Source organism: Mesorhizobium sp. M1E.F.Ca.ET.063.01.1.1, assembly GCF_003998155.1.
Lineage (GTDB): Bacteria > Pseudomonadota > Alphaproteobacteria > Rhizobiales > Rhizobiaceae > Mesorhizobium.
The window spans coordinates 1-14,041 of record NZ_RZSC01000088.1 but is presented as its reverse complement, the minus strand read 5'-3'; the positions used below and the strand labels follow the sequence as shown (position 1 = coordinate 14,041).

The 14,041-nt window shown below is 59.7% G+C and carries 10 protein-coding genes and 1 pseudogene; 2 read left to right on the top strand and 9 right to left on the bottom strand.

What is annotated here, in order from left to right; all coding sequences use genetic code 11:
* Nucleotides 1-309 (bottom strand): annotated as a pseudogene (locus tag EOA29_RS09920) (diguanylate cyclase); the annotation flags it as partial.
* Nucleotides 310-591: 282 nt separating this feature from the next.
* Here EOA29_RS09920 and EOA29_RS09915 point away from each other — a divergent pair.
* The gene (locus EOA29_RS09915) at nucleotides 592-1,290 is read left to right on the top strand and encodes a helix-turn-helix transcriptional regulator (protein WP_126091636.1); all 699 of its coding nucleotides are present in this window, start codon (nucleotides 592-594) and stop codon (nucleotides 1,288-1,290) included.
* 334 nt (nucleotides 1,291-1,624) lie between these two features.
* Here the strand turns inward: EOA29_RS09915 and EOA29_RS09910 are convergent, their stop codons facing one another.
* The 4 genes from EOA29_RS09910 to EOA29_RS09890 form a co-directional block, all read right to left on the bottom strand.
* Nucleotides 1,625-2,737, bottom strand: coding sequence for a glycosyltransferase family 2 protein (locus EOA29_RS09910; protein WP_245464861.1), 1,113 nt, complete (start codon nucleotides 2,735-2,737; stop codon nucleotides 1,625-1,627).
* Nucleotides 2,718-3,974: a lipopolysaccharide biosynthesis protein gene (locus EOA29_RS09905; protein ID WP_126091635.1), complete on the bottom strand. Its 1,257-nt coding sequence runs from the start codon at nucleotides 3,972-3,974 to the stop codon at nucleotides 2,718-2,720. The genes EOA29_RS09910 and EOA29_RS09905 overlap by 20 nt, the downstream gene beginning before the upstream one ends.
* Nucleotides 3,975-4,450: 476 nt before the next feature.
* Nucleotides 4,451-5,233 (bottom strand): AAA family ATPase, encoded by a 783-nt coding sequence (locus tag EOA29_RS09895; protein WP_126091633.1) that lies wholly within the window; start codon nucleotides 5,231-5,233, stop codon nucleotides 4,451-4,453.
* Nucleotides 5,230-5,460, bottom strand: coding sequence for a hypothetical protein (locus EOA29_RS09890; protein WP_126091632.1), 231 nt, complete (start codon nucleotides 5,458-5,460; stop codon nucleotides 5,230-5,232). The genes EOA29_RS09895 and EOA29_RS09890 overlap by 4 nt, the downstream gene beginning before the upstream one ends.
* A 530-nt stretch (nucleotides 5,461-5,990) precedes the next feature.
* Between EOA29_RS09890 and EOA29_RS09885 the strand changes: the two genes are divergently transcribed.
* Nucleotides 5,991-7,022 carry a methyltransferase domain-containing protein gene (locus EOA29_RS09885; protein WP_189350507.1) on the top strand — a complete coding sequence of 344 codons (1,032 nt, stop codon included), beginning with the start codon at nucleotides 5,991-5,993 and terminating at the stop codon, nucleotides 7,020-7,022.
* Nucleotides 7,023-7,195: 173 nt separating this feature from the next.
* Here EOA29_RS09885 and EOA29_RS09880 read toward each other — a convergent pair whose 3' ends face one another.
* From EOA29_RS09880 to EOA29_RS09865, 4 genes are read right to left on the bottom strand one after another with little or no spacing between them, the layout of a single operon-like run.
* A complete protein-coding gene (locus tag EOA29_RS09880) occupies nucleotides 7,196-9,412 on the bottom strand; it encodes an exopolysaccharide transport family protein (RefSeq protein WP_126091630.1) in 2,217 nt (738 codons plus the stop codon).
* Between the two features lies 1 nt (nucleotide 9,413).
* On the bottom strand, nucleotides 9,414-11,411 hold the full coding sequence (gene asnB, locus EOA29_RS09875) for an asparagine synthase (glutamine-hydrolyzing) (protein ID WP_126091629.1): 1,998 nt from the start codon (nucleotides 11,409-11,411) through the stop codon (nucleotides 9,414-9,416).
* Nucleotides 11,411-12,679: a polymerase gene (locus EOA29_RS09870; RefSeq protein WP_126091628.1), complete on the bottom strand. Its 1,269-nt coding sequence runs from the start codon at nucleotides 12,677-12,679 to the stop codon at nucleotides 11,411-11,413. The genes asnB and EOA29_RS09870 overlap by 1 nt, the downstream gene beginning before the upstream one ends.
* On the bottom strand, nucleotides 12,676-13,896 hold the full coding sequence (locus EOA29_RS09865) for a glycosyltransferase (RefSeq protein ID WP_126091627.1): 1,221 nt from the start codon (nucleotides 13,894-13,896) through the stop codon (nucleotides 12,676-12,678). The genes EOA29_RS09870 and EOA29_RS09865 overlap by 4 nt, the downstream gene beginning before the upstream one ends.
* Nucleotides 13,897-14,041 lie beyond the last annotated feature (145 nt).

The window sequence follows — 14,041 nt, the reverse complement described above, 5'->3', positions numbered from 1 at the left end:
CGACTCGGCAGCCTCGACGGCTGCGAGCTTGACGTCCAGCGACGCACGTAAGCTTTGCCTCGAACGGTCGAAAAGAAAGGCAATCATCCCGCCGGCAAGCAAAAGCAGAATGGCGCGTACCCATTCATCGGCAAAAGCCTGGCCATTCATGACGATCCGGGCACCCAAACCGGCAGCCGCCATCACAAGGGTCGATGCGATCGCAAGCCAGCGGTTCTCAAGGAAGGCAATGATAACGATCGCCGGGATGAATTCGAGAAAACCTGGGTCAACGGCACCCGTAAGGGAAACCCTTGCCTCGAAGAGCAATGTAGCGATCAGTATGGCCGTCGACGCTAGATGAGTTCGCGACAGGACTAGACCTCTTTCAGCACCTCATCCAACCTAACTACTACTTTCGGCTTAACCCGTCGAGCTTAGACCGTCGAACGCGCAATCTAGTACGTCTGCTCGCTTTCACACTCCAACGTCCCGGCCTATTGAGAATCAGCAGCCAAACCTTCCGATTATCGATCGTCAAGACGCACTTGTGTCGAAGCAGCGACTTGGCGTCAGGGCGCCGATAGCGGCGATGGGCGATAGGGGTGGTCAATGAACCTGGTCGATGGGCAGAACGACACACGATACAGCGCGCAACGTAGCATGTTGGAGGCGGGCTTTGGCGGCAGGCCAAAGACCTCGGTCTATGCTCAAGGCTCTGACCGCAAGGTCAGGCCGGTTCCGGTAAGCAGGTGCGAGCGGCCGGGGCTCGATTCGATAACCGGCATGCTCGAGCGCATAGGCTGTGGCTGGCTTGTTTTGAGCGAGTCGAAGAGGGTTCTCAAATGGAACGCGGCCGCTGAAACCATTCTTGACAGTTATGGGAATTCTCCGGATCGACACAGCGATCTGGCTGCGGCGCTGCGGAGTTTGATCGCCAGCGTGCCCGCTCATTTTATGCCCGGGACGTTGTCCTGGATCGTGATCCGCAGCGCTGGAGACCGGCCGGTTATCCTCAACGAAGAAGGGATCGTCACTCCCGACAGATCGATCATCCTCGCCCTCCTTGACCGCCAGCCGAGATCCGGGCCGAACCCTCAAACGCTGCAGAAAATGTTCGGCTTGACCGGCGCCGAAACGCATCTGGCATTGCGCTTGGCGAAAGGCGATGCCCCCCTGGAAATCGCCGAGCATTGTCAGCTTAGCCGGACGACGATCCGCACCCAGCTTGCCTCGCTCTTCGCGAAAACGGACACGAAGCGTCAGGCGGAACTGGTCGCTCTTTTAGGGCGGATTTCCGTGTTGCCTTAGGGCAACTCCAGGAAAAGTGCGAAACGCTTAATGCATGTCGCGCAAAAGTGTGCAGCGGTTTTGCGAAAACGACATGCATAAAAAAAAGACCTAAAGTGCGTCGCCTGGATCCATTTCAGCGCGACGCGCTTTAGGCGCGGCGACTTCGCCGTAGCCTCCGTCCGCAATTGCGTGGAAACAAATAGCCAGCGGTTCGGCGTTTTCGTGAAACGATGAGCCGCTCCAGACACAAGCGACGACTTCACTTTTCCTGGAATTGCTCTAGCGCCGGCCGTTGGCGCCGACGGCGCCTTCGCGATGGGCGGCCTGCCAGCTCGCGCCCAACCGATAGCGCTCAGCGTTTGCGGGTCTGCAACGGCCCGAGTGTCCGGCGTATCCTGAAGAGGTATTCCCGAGCATATTGATTGGCTATTTTCATCACCGATGGACGAAGGATCTGCAGCGCATCCCGCATGGTTGTTCGCCAGGACTGATACCGGAGCCTGGCCGGGATGCGGGCGACCCGCAGCGCACGCAAAAGGGTCTCGGGATCAGGCAGCCCCTTCCTGTCCTCGATAAGACCCCAGTTGAGCTGCTTGACGGCAAGGGTTACCTCGTCCACGTCGTCGTAGCTCTTCGTCGTGGTGATGCTGGGGTGGCGTGTCGCGTCGTAGAAGATCAGGCCCTCATTGATGGCAACCATATCTCCGCAACGGGCAAGGTCCACGAAGAACAACTGGTCGACCCCGGCCGGGATCGATTTATGGGCGCGCATCAGGCACCCGGCGTGAATGACCGTAGCGTTGATCAAGAGCGTTGACGGTATGATGCCAAGGCTCCTGGTCATGCGAACCAGATAAAGGTCCGTCAGGCACTGCTGGCTTGAATAGAGCGAAACCCGGTTTTGCTCTGGTGGATCCGAGCGCATGACCACCCGGCTCTCCTCGACGACATGCGCTGCGCAGGTCATGAACGCCGCCGACGGATATTTTATCGAAATCTCGGCAAACCTCTTCAGGGCTCCCGGGGCCAGCCAGTCGTCGTCATGCAGCAACTTGATCCACTTCCCCCTGCAGGCGAGCATGGCGTTGTTGGTGTTCTCCACCTGCCCTCGACCTCGGTGATTTTCCACGATTCGAATGCGAGGGTCGGTTCGTGCATATTCTTGCAGGATGGGCCAACTCGTCCCCCCTCGTCCCTCGTCGTCGCTGACAACAAGTTCCCAGTTCGAGAAGTCTTGCCCCACAATGCTGTCAATAGTGCGCCGAATGGTGTCGGGCCGGCGAAAGGTTGGAACGGCAACTGAAATGAACGGGCGCAGTGCCGCGGCATCTGCAAAATGAGCGGCATCGTTCATGTCACGCGGACCGAGCCGTGACGAACCTGCCTCACCTTCTTTGCGCTCCGGGGAATCCGCTGGTGGCATAGCCCCTTCAGAGCGCGCGCCGCTATTCAATAGGAGCTTCATGGGCTCTTTCCTCGCGATGATATGAGCTCGGCAACGTCGGCCGCTCTGCGTTGCGCCTCAATAGGTAGACCGAGGCTGCGGCTCTGAGGGCAAAGCCGACTGTTCCGCCAGCCGCCATGAGATAGATGACGTCGATGGGCGCCCAACCCGCCTTCGCGCCGGCGAGCAACGGACCAAACACGAGCACCATCCGCGCGGCGTCGACGACGAGCCGCACTTCTTGTCGGCGCAGCAGAGCGGGAACCTCGCCGAGTGGCGTCGATAGTGCCTGCACGGCGCCCATGAACGCCAGCGCGGTCATGATCTGGGCGGTCGGGATCCAGGCCTCGCCCAGGAGGGGAACGACAAGGTAAGGGGCTGCCAGCCCGAGCGCCAGGATCGGCAATGCGGCGAGACCAGCTGCAAGTATCAGAAGGCCCCGCGCGATGCCAAGCAGATGGCCGCGATTGCTGGTCTTGTTCGCCTCGGCGACGAAGACGTTGCTGAGCGGCGTGGCGATCAGCACGATAGGCCCAGTTACGAGCCGCGCTGCGACACCGAGGTAACCGGCGAAAGCCGCGCCGAACAATGAACCGACGAGAATCGCCGGAAGATTGTTGATGGCATAACTGCCAAGGGTCGCGGGGATGTCGAACAACGGAAACTTGTATTCCCTCCTGGCCTTGTCGAGGACGCTCCGCCATGGCGCTCGGGCGATGCCATGCAGGTCATTCCAACTCAGAATGCGGAGGCCCAGGAAAGCGAGAAAGATGAACTGGCTGAGGATGTGCGCATGCACCATCGCCTCCCCCCCCAGACGGGCAAAGCCGAAAACCAACTGCAGCAAGGCCATGGTCGCGGGCAAGATGAGACGGCCGACGGCGAAGTCACGCAACAAGCCCGCGCGCAAGGCCCAGCAGTTCATCGTTTCAACGAGTGCTGCGCCGCTCATCCCAATTGGAACGAGCCAGACCAGATGTCTGAGTTGGACAGGTGTAACGCTCGAAAGCACCTGCCCGGCCGCGAAGGTCAGCGCCCCGGTCACCAACACAGCCAGGAGAATTAGCTTGACCGTGACATAGGTCTGTCCGGCTTCCTTGACGCCGTACAGCGAAGGCTCGAAGCGCAGTGCTGCGACGGCGCCAAGTATGTTTACGGCCGAAAGATAGATCGTGAAGAGGCCGAAATCCGCGGGAGAATAGAGCCTGGCCAGTATCGGAATCGTGGCGACGAGGATGAGTTGCCCGACAATCGCCATCGCCGATACGCCACCCGCCGCTCGGACGATTTTGCCGATCGCGTTTGGAGGAAGATCGGCTCCTATTGGCCCCCCCCTGGATCTCAGAAAGTCGCTTTGGGACATGGCTCGCGATTCCAGAAGCGGCTGAGGATTGGGACAAAGAGCTTACGGTGCACACCGCGCCTCGCCATCATTCACCTGAATGACGCTGCCCGGCCGAGCACTCCGGCTGCCCGAATGAGACCGTTGGATTGCGAACCAGCAGCACAATTCTTGACACGCCTGCCCCTATCCCGCTCATCGGTTGGAACGATCAGCCTTGGCAACTCTCGAGCTAATGCATGTCGCGCAAAAGTGTGCAGCGGTTTTGCGAAAACGACATGCATAAAAACAAAGACCTAAAGCGCGTCGCCTGGATCCATTTCAGCGCGACGCGCTTTAGTGATCGCGACCGCACTGGGACGCGCGGACTTTCCGGAGTCAGGACCGCTGCCTCAGTTGGTGCTATCCACTGCGAATGCTGAAGTTACGTTTGGGGATCCGCCGCCGGATTCTATCATTTTGGCGACGATCTTGCGCTCGACGTCCTGAATGCTTTTCATTGTTGTGGGCTCGTTTGAAATGCCTACCGAAATAAATTCGCGACCGGACACGGAAAGCAGCTCGCTGATTTTTTTGAAGATACCAAAGGAACCCATATTTACATCGAAATCGGCCTCAAAGAGGCGTTCCGCGGGAGGTTCGCGTTCCATGCGCCGGCGCAAACGTGTCGCAACGATCGGCCGCGGCACCACGACTCTAATGGTGATATCAGCTACAGGAACGTTGTTCAGCGCCGTTGCAAGGGCGGCTTTTCCCGCGGCTCCATTCAGCGATGCCAGCGACCCGATTGCCTGAACATACCCCTCATCGAAGATCACGATGTCTTCGGTGAACTTGGCCTGATCCCAAACAGAAGACATTTTCAGCAGCTGCTGCCAGATGCGGGCGCGCCAAAGTGCGCTTTTGGGTGGAATTGCCCTGACCATCAGCAGAGGTTTCGACAGGTCCTCAATGCCGTTTGGCGGAAAGAGAACCAATTTCATCGTGGACAACGTCGCCGAGACGATCCTCGCGACGAACAGAAAGACTCCGAAGTCGAGGGTTCCCGCCCGTTCGGCAGGCTGGTAGCTCCGCGCAACCTCAGCGTGGTATCCGTCCTCGCACAGGCGCTTGGCAAGGGCGTGAGCAAAGGTCGTCTTGCCCGAACCGGGCGGTCCGAAAAGCTCGATGATCACGAATTCAACACCCGATCATAATAGCCGCGCTTCACGGTTTTCGTATAAGCAAAAGGTCCGCGCTGTTGCCAAATCGGAACTTGGCGTGCCGCTTGAAGCTCAGCCTTGCATTCGAGATAGTCCGCGCGTGCGAGAAGCCGCATCGTCGAGGTCGCAGGGATTGCTGACAAGGTCACCGAAGGACCGTATAGCATTGCGACCAGAATAAGCTGGCCGGCGATCGCCATGGCCGACCCTTCCAGCCGCGCAAACGATGGTGTCGATCGGGCTCCACGCAATATCGATGGTTGCTTTCTCGGCCCTGGGAACAGAATGTCGCTGGCCCCTATCTGACATGAATTGGCGCTTCCGAAGAGGCAAAGTCATCACGGCAAGGAGAGCTTACGATGGGCGCAGGGCCTCGCCATCATTCACCTGAATGACCGGATTCGGCAGAGCGGCTGGATCATGAGTTCCGCTGCTCGATGCAAGTCATCGCAAAGGGGCTTTCATTCCGAGTATCGGCATCTGCCGATGCGCCCACGGAAACCGGCGCGAGGGTTCAACAATTGCGAACTTCCGGGCTGGCAGAAGGCGTCTCTCAACCTCGAGGCCTCTACCCTGTGCAGCATGAGGACTCATTGCGGCGCCACTCCGCCGAACGATGTCATTCAGATAAATGATGGTGACGTTCGGTCCCCATCGTAAGGTCACGTCGAGTGCATTTGCCAATTCGGAATCGCGGCTTCGTGCGGTCAGGGCTTTAGGGACAAGCGTGATGACCATCTGTCCGGCGTGTGGCAGCAAATCAACTGCGAAATTGTTCGAAGTGACAGCCGACGAGGCCTCCCGACACTTCATTAATCCGCGGCAAGACCCCGAGCGCTCTCGAAAGCTGACGAGCCACCTCTCGGATCTCTGGGGCCGCGACGCCTGCGATATCCGCAAATGCTCAGATTGCGGATTCGGTTTCGCAGATCCCTTCGTCGCGGGCGGCATCGAATTTTATAACTTGGCCTGGGCGCACCCCTCCTATCCAACCATGAGATGGGAATATGCGCGAACAATCGTCGAGCTTACGGGCTTGAAGACCAAAGGAAAGACCGTTGTCGACGTAGGAGCCGGTTTCGGCTACTTTCTCGACCGCGTGAAGAATAAATTCTTCGACGTCTCAGATATTTCTGCGGTCGACTATAACGAAGAATCGCAGTCCGTACTGTCTGCAAAAGGTTTCAAGACTTTTTCGAACGACGTTCGAGAGAGTAGCTTCGATTCTATGAGAGAGGCATTTGACTTTATTTGTTTGTTTCAAGTCTTTGAGCACATGGATCACGTGGATGACGTCTTCTCTCGATTGAAATTCCTCTTAAGGCAGCAGGGTTCTGTATTCATTGCAGTGCCAAACGAAAACAGGACCTACTATATGGAGTCCCACGGCTCCCTCATAGACATGCCACCAAACCACATCGGTCGCTGGACGAAAGAAGCGTTCGATGCCATGTGCCGACGGCACGATCTGCAATTGACCAAATGTGAGCGAGAACCGTTCAACCTGCTTGGATTCCTCAAGCAAGACATCGTGAACAGCTATTTGCGCAAGGGCGAGAAACCAGGCACCCTGAGTGAATTCGTCCGCGCCCTGCCACGAAGCAAAGCTCAACGGATTGCGCAGGGTCTGACTGCGCTTGCGATTTCGCCGTCACGCTTGCCAGCGTGGGCATATGCGGTCAAGAACGCATCGACGCTGGGCGGGAACGCACTCTGGGCGAGGATCGACAAAGTCTCGTCGTCGGCGCTACGGCTCCATTAAGTCAAATAGCAACGAACCGCTTGCTGCGAATGATGGGTTGTTCGGGCAGCCAAGCCGCAAGGACCACCACCCCGTTTGAGGACGGCCGCTCGGCGTATAGGCAGTGGCCCCAGGGCGATACTCGCGCCCGTTCATGCAATTATCGTTGCTTGAGGACGAGCCTGCAGCTCTCGTCATACCTTCTCGCGCAAGAGATCGGCGCTGTCGCCGAGCCGATATCCGGCATGCTTCTTGAGGTTCACCCGCGTAAGGACGCTCCCGACCGGTACCGAACTAGAATCGTCTCCCTGAAGCAGTTCCAGCACGCCGCGGGCGACATGACGTTGCGTCTTCGCCCACCGGACTGCGAAAAGCACCACATCCGCCCATCCAGTGAGGAACCTGGCTTCCGGCCTCCCGAGCCCCGATGGTCCAATTATGATGACGACGCTATAAGCCGAGTGCAGATCCTCCATCACTTCGGACCCGTTCCCACGGGACAGCAGAGTCAGCAGATCTTCCGAGGGACCGAGGGTCATTAGGTCGATTCCGACCTCAGGCATGCCGGTAACCGCATCCTCCAAGGCGCAGCGATTGCCCACATAGTCCGCGAAAGAATGGCGAGCCTTTGGTCCACTGAATTGATGCAGAAACTCGAGTGTGAGCTGCGCGCCCTTGGGTTCAAGATCGACCAGAAGGACTCGACCGCCCAGCCGCGTGGCCGCCAATGCCAGGCTCCATGCAAGTTCGGTCGCTCCATCTTCGGGCACGCTGGAGGTGATCAGCATGATGTGCGGCGAACGAACTCTCAGTTGATTTGGTGCCGCCGCGACGAGCAGGGATGTCACGGCACGGCTGTATCGAGACTCCTGCTGGCCCAAAACCAGCTGCTGCAGCCGCTTCGCGTGCGTCGTTGGAGCCTGGGGTATCAATCCCAGGCACGGAACCCTGAGCGCTGCTTCAGCTTCGACCTCGCCGCGCAAAGTGCGGTCAAAGCGTTGGCGGACAAGTACCAGGATCCCTCCGATCAGGCCGAACAGAATCATACCCGGCGGAACGAGGAAAATTGGCGGAAGGGTTGTTGCATTCGTGGGCGGCCACGCCGCGGAAAGAATTCCGACGCTGGGGGATGGACTTGCTATGCGCCGCTTTAGGTCCTGTTGCCGGGCCAACAGGTCATTGTATCGCTGCGTCAGGATGCTCACCTGCGGCTCGAGCGCGCGCAGTCCCGAGAGCCGCCCGGCTGTATCTGCCACGACCGCGTCGAGGACATTCTTACGCTCTTCCAGAGCCCGTACCTGAGCCCGATAGATGTTCACCTCCGCGGCGATACGCGCGAGGCCGTGCTCGACCTCGCTGTCAATCGCTTTGCTCAGATCCTTGTCTGCCGGCGCGCCGGCCTGGCGAGCCGCCAGGTCGGCCAACTCAGGCGTGCCGATGGCTTCGACCAGCGAGGCGACTGGTGCGCCCTGCTTGCGAAGGTCCTCAATATGTTGAAGACGGGATTCCATCGCAGCGAGATCCGCTTTGGACATCGATATCTGCTGGGTGAGTTCGGCCGTCTCCTTGGCAGCGTTGTCCGCCGCACCCTGATCGACTGCGCCGTGACTCAGTCGATACCTCTCCAGACGATCAGTCGCTTCCGCGAGACTGTCTTGTATAGTCGGCAGTCCGGCGACTATCGAGTCGAGTTCCTGCCTGTCCGAAGCCTGACTTTTGGCTGTAAGATCGCCGATATAGACTTGGACGAACGTATTGGCCACCAGAGCGGCTCTCGCCGGATCAGGATCGGTAAAGCCGACGCTGATAACTCTGGATCTCAGTTCCTGTCCAATCCTTAAGCCCTCGCGCAGCACCTTGAGTTCAGCCGCATCTGGCTCCGCCGGCGTGCTTCGCGGCCAAAGTTTGGCCAGCAGATTGTTCAGGACCGAGCGCGATTTCGGCTCGACGCGATCAGTATCGAGAGGAGGGCTTCCGGTTCCAGCACCAGGCTGATTTGCAGCATCGGCAGCGTCCATCTTGCGCAGCGCCGCCACTACGCTTCGCAAATGGCTTTGCGACGAGAGCATGGTGATATGGTCGTCCATGCTGGAGTCCAGCATATCCTGAGCAGAGATCAGACCACCGGCAGGGGCTGCTCTGCTGGGTGCGTCGACGAACACCTGTGTGGTAGCTTCGTACAATGGTGGACGGGCAAGGCCCGAAAGCGCGGCCAGGACACCTCCTGCGATGATCATGGCAAGCAGGAACCACCTTTTTCGCTGAAGGGTAACAACAAGCTGATGGACCGGTGTTTGCGTGTCCATCTGTTCGCGCAGCGGCCGTCTCAGACGCTGGTTGATTTCGCGTCCAGGCACCGGCATTTCAGTGGCATGCGGAAGATGGATGCGGCTGACTTTGGACCCTTCCATCTTATACTCCTGTAAGTTCGGGCACGCGAGAGAGCCCCGTTTCTGGCACTGATAGCCGCCTCGCATCGTTGTGCCAGGCCTGGAACATGAGAGCCGGCCACAATTCGCGAGAATGGTCGTGCCTGCCGTCGATGTGATCGCGCCAGCATGCATTCACCTTCGCAATGTCGAAGATCCCGTCGCCGGAACCGCGCATATCGGCGACAAGATCGTTGGCCCAGATGCGCAGCGGACCTCTCAGCCAGGCTGCAATGGGAACATCGAACCCTTGCTTCGGCCGGTCGATCAGCCGCTGCGGAACATAACGACGCAGCACGTGACGAAGGATCCATTTGCCGCCGCCATCGCGAACCTTCACGTTGGACGGAAGGCGCCAGGCGAATTCGACAACCCGGTGATCGAGCAGTGGACACCGTCCTTCAAGGCTGTTTGCCATGGTCGCGCGGTCCAGCTTCACCAGTATGTCGCTGGGCAAATAGCCGGCCATATCGTCATACAGAATTCGGGACAACAACCCGTCAAGCTGTGGTGTGCCGTCGATCGATGCTGGCGGGCTGTGGCGAGCGAGGCTCCTGGTCGATGATCCCACCAACCGTCGATATAGCTCGTCTTCGTGAGTTGCGGTGAGCAACCCTGCGAGGCGATCGAGCCGGTCGCTCCGCAGCATATGGCGAATGTTTGCCGAAAGCGGCAGGCTGCGCATCAAATCCTCGCGCGCTGCACGGGCCAGCAGTCCCAGGCCCGCTGCCATCGTTCGCCGCAGTACTAACGGGAGCCTTTCGTGACGTCTCAGCCGATCCGCCATGAAGTGGCGGCCGTAGCCGGCGAAGCACTCATCTCCACCGTCGCCCGACAGAGCCACTGTAACGTGCTGCCGGGCGAGCCGGGCCACCAGCAGCGTTGGTATCTGAGATTCGTCGGCGAACGGTTCGTCCCATATCCGCGGCAACTCCGGAATGACGGCGCGCGCAGCGCTGGATGAAAGGTGAAGCTCTGTGTGGTCGGTGCCCAGATGTCTCGCGACCTCGGCTGCGTAGGGAGCTTCGTCAAAGCCACCTTCCCCGAAAGCGATGGTGAAGGTTCGCACCCGAGTTCTGGATTGAGCCTGCATCAAGGCCACGACGGTAGAGCTGTCGACACCGCCTGACAGAAAGGCGCCCAACGGCACGTCGGCGACCATCCGTTCGCGAACGGCGAGCCGAAGCAGGTCATCCAGTTCGTCGGTCAGGTCATCGTCGCTGCCGACGATCGGCCGTTCCCGACCTTTGGCGGCGACTTCGGCCAGCGACCACCAGTGATTCACGCGCTGGGAAAGGGAGACGGCACCGCCCGCCTCGGCAAGATCCGAGGGTCTGACGGAGAGAAGGGAACCGGGCGGCAGCTTGAACGCTCCCCGCCAGATGCATCTGTGATCGGGCACCCATCCTCGCGAAAGCATGTCGGCGGCGGCATCGAGATCGAGTTCGGGGGAGAAGCCCGGAAAGCACCTGATCGCCTTCAGCTCGGACGCAAAGACCAGGGCGTGCCCGGCCGATGCGACGTAAAGCGGCTTTTTGCCCATTCGATCCCGGGCGAGATGAAGGGTCCTGGTCTTCAGGTCCCACAACGCAAACGCGAACATGCCCGCAAAGCGTTTGAGGGCGGCCTCGAGACCCCACGTCTCGATGGCGCACAGCATCACTTCGGTGTCACCGGTGCCGCGAAACTGGTGGCCGGCATCTTCGAGCTCGCGCCGCAGGTCTCTGAAATTGTAGATTTCTCCGTTGAAGGTGATCACATATCTGCCGCTGGAAGAACGCATGGGCTGTCGCCCCGCCGCCGACAGATCGACGATCGCCAGCCGCCGGTGGCCCAGCGCAATGCCGGCTTCCCGATCTGTCCACAGTCCTTCGCCATCCGGCCCGCGGTGTCGGAGCGCCGTCGTCATTTGCCCTATCGCCTCGAGCGACGTGGGATCGGCCGTATCGGGTGCGAGAAGAATTCCAGCGATCCCGCACATCACATGGCCTCGATGGATATGAGCCGCTGACGGAAAGCGCGAGGCGTTCCCGCAACAAGGCAAAAGGTTATCGCAAACCACACGATGGGATGGCGGATAATCAGGTGCGGCATGCTGAAGATGACGATTGACACCATGAGCGCCAACAGCGCGTCCAGCTTCGCACGCCACGCCGACATGATGGCGGCGCCGACGATCCAGACAAGCGCAAGCACCGAGATGATGCCACCTTGGGTGTACAGATCGAGGATGGTGCTGTGGGCCTCAAAGGGTCGTGTCAGAGCATCAAATTGTCTGTCCCACGTGGGTGGGCGGCCGACATGCGCACCTGGCCCGAGTCCCAGCGACCCTGATTGCGCGCCTTTCTCCAATGCTGCGTTCCAGAGATACAAGCGAAGCTCGGCGGTTTCGGCTGTGGCTTCGCCGCCCTTGTCCTTGGTCAGGCTCTTGGCGAAGCTTTCGAGGATGGTCGCCTCCGACAGGACATAGGGAGTGACCGACATCGCCAACGGAACGCTGCCGATCAGCAAGAGAACGAGAGCTTGCCGCGGAAGGCTGACCTTGGCGCCAGCCGTCTTGAGCCACGTCCTGATCTGCAGCCCGAGGAAGGTGAGATAAGTCAGGATACTGGTGTACAAAAAGGCATCGCTCTTCGTCAGCCTCCCGACGTAGAAGGTGAAGAACACGCTGGCGATGCCGACGAACCTGCCCCATCGATTGCCGGTGGTTGTCGCAAGATGCAAGGCCAGCGTACCGAATATCGCGCAGTACAGCGCGAGCTGGTTCGGATTCTCGGACCAGCCGCGAAAGCGATCCCAATACCAGGACTCGACGCCGGCCTGTGGGATCCACCCCCAGCCCTGGATCACCTGAATGGCAAGGGCCGTATTCGCGATTGCAAGCAGCCACCAGGTAGAGCGACGAAAATGGCGATCGGCGTCAGGCTCTGCGGCCGCCAGACAGGTGATGCTGACCAACAGAAGATACGCTACGGTGTCGTGTATCAGCCCGGTTAAAAATATGACCGTGGTCAAATAAGCGACTATGGTGCCGATAGCGAGAGTGACCGCCATCACCAGCCAGAAGCCGGCCAGACTGGTCAGGGCGGGTGTAAACTCGATACGACCCCCGGCGAGTATTCGTCCGATCGACAGCATGATCCAGAGGGTTAGGGACAATTCACCATAGCCGAAGGACGAGCCCGGAATATTGAGCTGCGTCGCGCCGGCCATCACAACCCCAAAAGCGAGGAGCGCGTCCCGGATCATCCGCGCACTCCGCCCAACCGGCTATCCGCGAGGTCGTGCTCTGGCGCGATCGGGCGCCGTCTAATCGATCCGCCGCAGGACCTACCGCTGAGGGTTTTGTCGTACAGGTCGCAGTACTGGTCGACGATCGACGATAGCGCAAACCGCTCACGGACAAGTGCGGCAGACCGGCTGCCCATGGCCGCAGCAACAGGACGATCCGAGAGAAGGTCAACGATGCGATTTGCCAGGGCGTCCTGGTCGCGCGGCGCAACCAGGTAGCCGTTCCACCCGTCTTGGACGACGTCGCTGCACCCTGGCATCCTTGAGGCAACGATCGGCAGACCGGCGAGCCCGGCTTCCAGCAACACACGCGGGATTCCCTCGCGGTATTCGGTCGGGAAGGCGAATATGTCAGCCATGCCCAGAAGGGCGGGAACATCCTGGCGCTTCCCCAAAACGACGACATCGGAACCAAACCGTCGAATTTCCGATTCGTCGACGGCGAACGGTCCTTCGGACTGCCATGGGCCGATGAGCACGAAGCGCGCATTCGGCCTTTTGGCGAGAACCTTCGGCACCGCCTTGAGGAGGGTAGGTATCCCTTTTTGACGGGTCAGTCGGCCGACGAACATGACGACTTCGGCGGATTGAAGCCCGAATTCCTGGCGCATCCTCGCCGCCGACGGACCAAGGCGCCTCGCGGCCGTGAATGCGTCGATATCGATGCCGGATCCGCCGATCAGGCGTCCGTCGCCACGCCCGAGCAGCCGATAACGTTCAAAGAACGACTGATCGTCACGGTTCTGGAACACCGTCGCGGCCGTCCAGAAGGACACAAGCCATTGCAGACCGCAGAAGATCGGCCGAAGCGCCAAGGCGCGCGGGCCGATAGATGAGAAGGTCCAGCCCAGCCCGTTGATCGTGCGGACAACCGGAACCTGTCCACGTACCGCCAGCGGCGTCAACAGGTTGGGCTTTGTATCGAAACTCTGGACGATGTCCGGGCGCAACTCCGCTATCAACCTGCGAAGTGTCCTGACCGTGCCCGCTTTGCCGCTGCCGCTGGCAAAGCGGTCAAACCCGTAGCGTCTGTGCGCAATCCCGTGTCTCAGGAACGGGGCGTCGTCGCCGGTCGAGACGGCCGAGACTCGAAAGCCCCTCTCACGCAGCTCCATAAGAAATGGAATTCTAAGCGCGTGATCCTCGCCTCCTACACACACCAGGTGCGGGCTCATTTTGCCGCTCCCAAAAACCCGCGGTCCACCAGTTGAGTGGTCCGAACTTGGATCGTCTTTCACGGTCCCGCTACAGTCGCGGGACGCGCTCGTCTCGTTTTCCAAGCTAGGGGCGGGGCCGATTGTTGTCCCCGTCCCTTCGAAT

What these genes read in the sequence shown, in the direction of transcription:
- EOA29_RS09910 (WP_245464861.1), bottom strand. Translation starts at nt 2,737, where the DNA reads ATGAAGCTCCTATTGAATAGCGGCGCGCGCTCTGAAGGGGCTATGCCA.
- EOA29_RS09905 (WP_126091635.1), bottom strand. Translation starts at nt 3,974, where the DNA reads ATGGCGATTGTCGGGCAACTCATCCTCGTCGCCACGATTCCGATACTG.
- EOA29_RS09915 (WP_126091636.1), top strand. Translation starts at nt 592, where the DNA reads ATGAACCTGGTCGATGGGCAGAACGACACACGATACAGCGCGCAACGT.
- EOA29_RS09865 (WP_126091627.1), bottom strand. Translation starts at nt 13,896, where the DNA reads ATGAGCCCGCACCTGGTGTGTGTAGGAGGCGAGGATCACGCGCTTAGA.
- EOA29_RS09890 (WP_126091632.1), bottom strand. Translation starts at nt 5,460, where the DNA reads ATGGCGATCGCCGGCCAGCTTATTCTGGTCGCAATGCTATACGGTCCT.
- EOA29_RS09870 (WP_126091628.1), bottom strand. Translation starts at nt 12,679, where the DNA reads ATGATCCGGGACGCGCTCCTCGCTTTTGGGGTTGTGATGGCCGGCGCG.
- EOA29_RS09880 (WP_126091630.1), bottom strand. Translation starts at nt 9,412, where the DNA reads ATGGAAGGGTCCAAAGTCAGCCGCATCCATCTTCCGCATGCCACTGAA.
- asnB (WP_126091629.1), bottom strand. Translation starts at nt 11,411, where the DNA reads ATGTGCGGGATCGCTGGAATTCTTCTCGCACCCGATACGGCCGATCCC.
- EOA29_RS09885 (WP_189350507.1), top strand. Translation starts at nt 5,991, where the DNA reads ATGACCATCTGTCCGGCGTGTGGCAGCAAATCAACTGCGAAATTGTTC.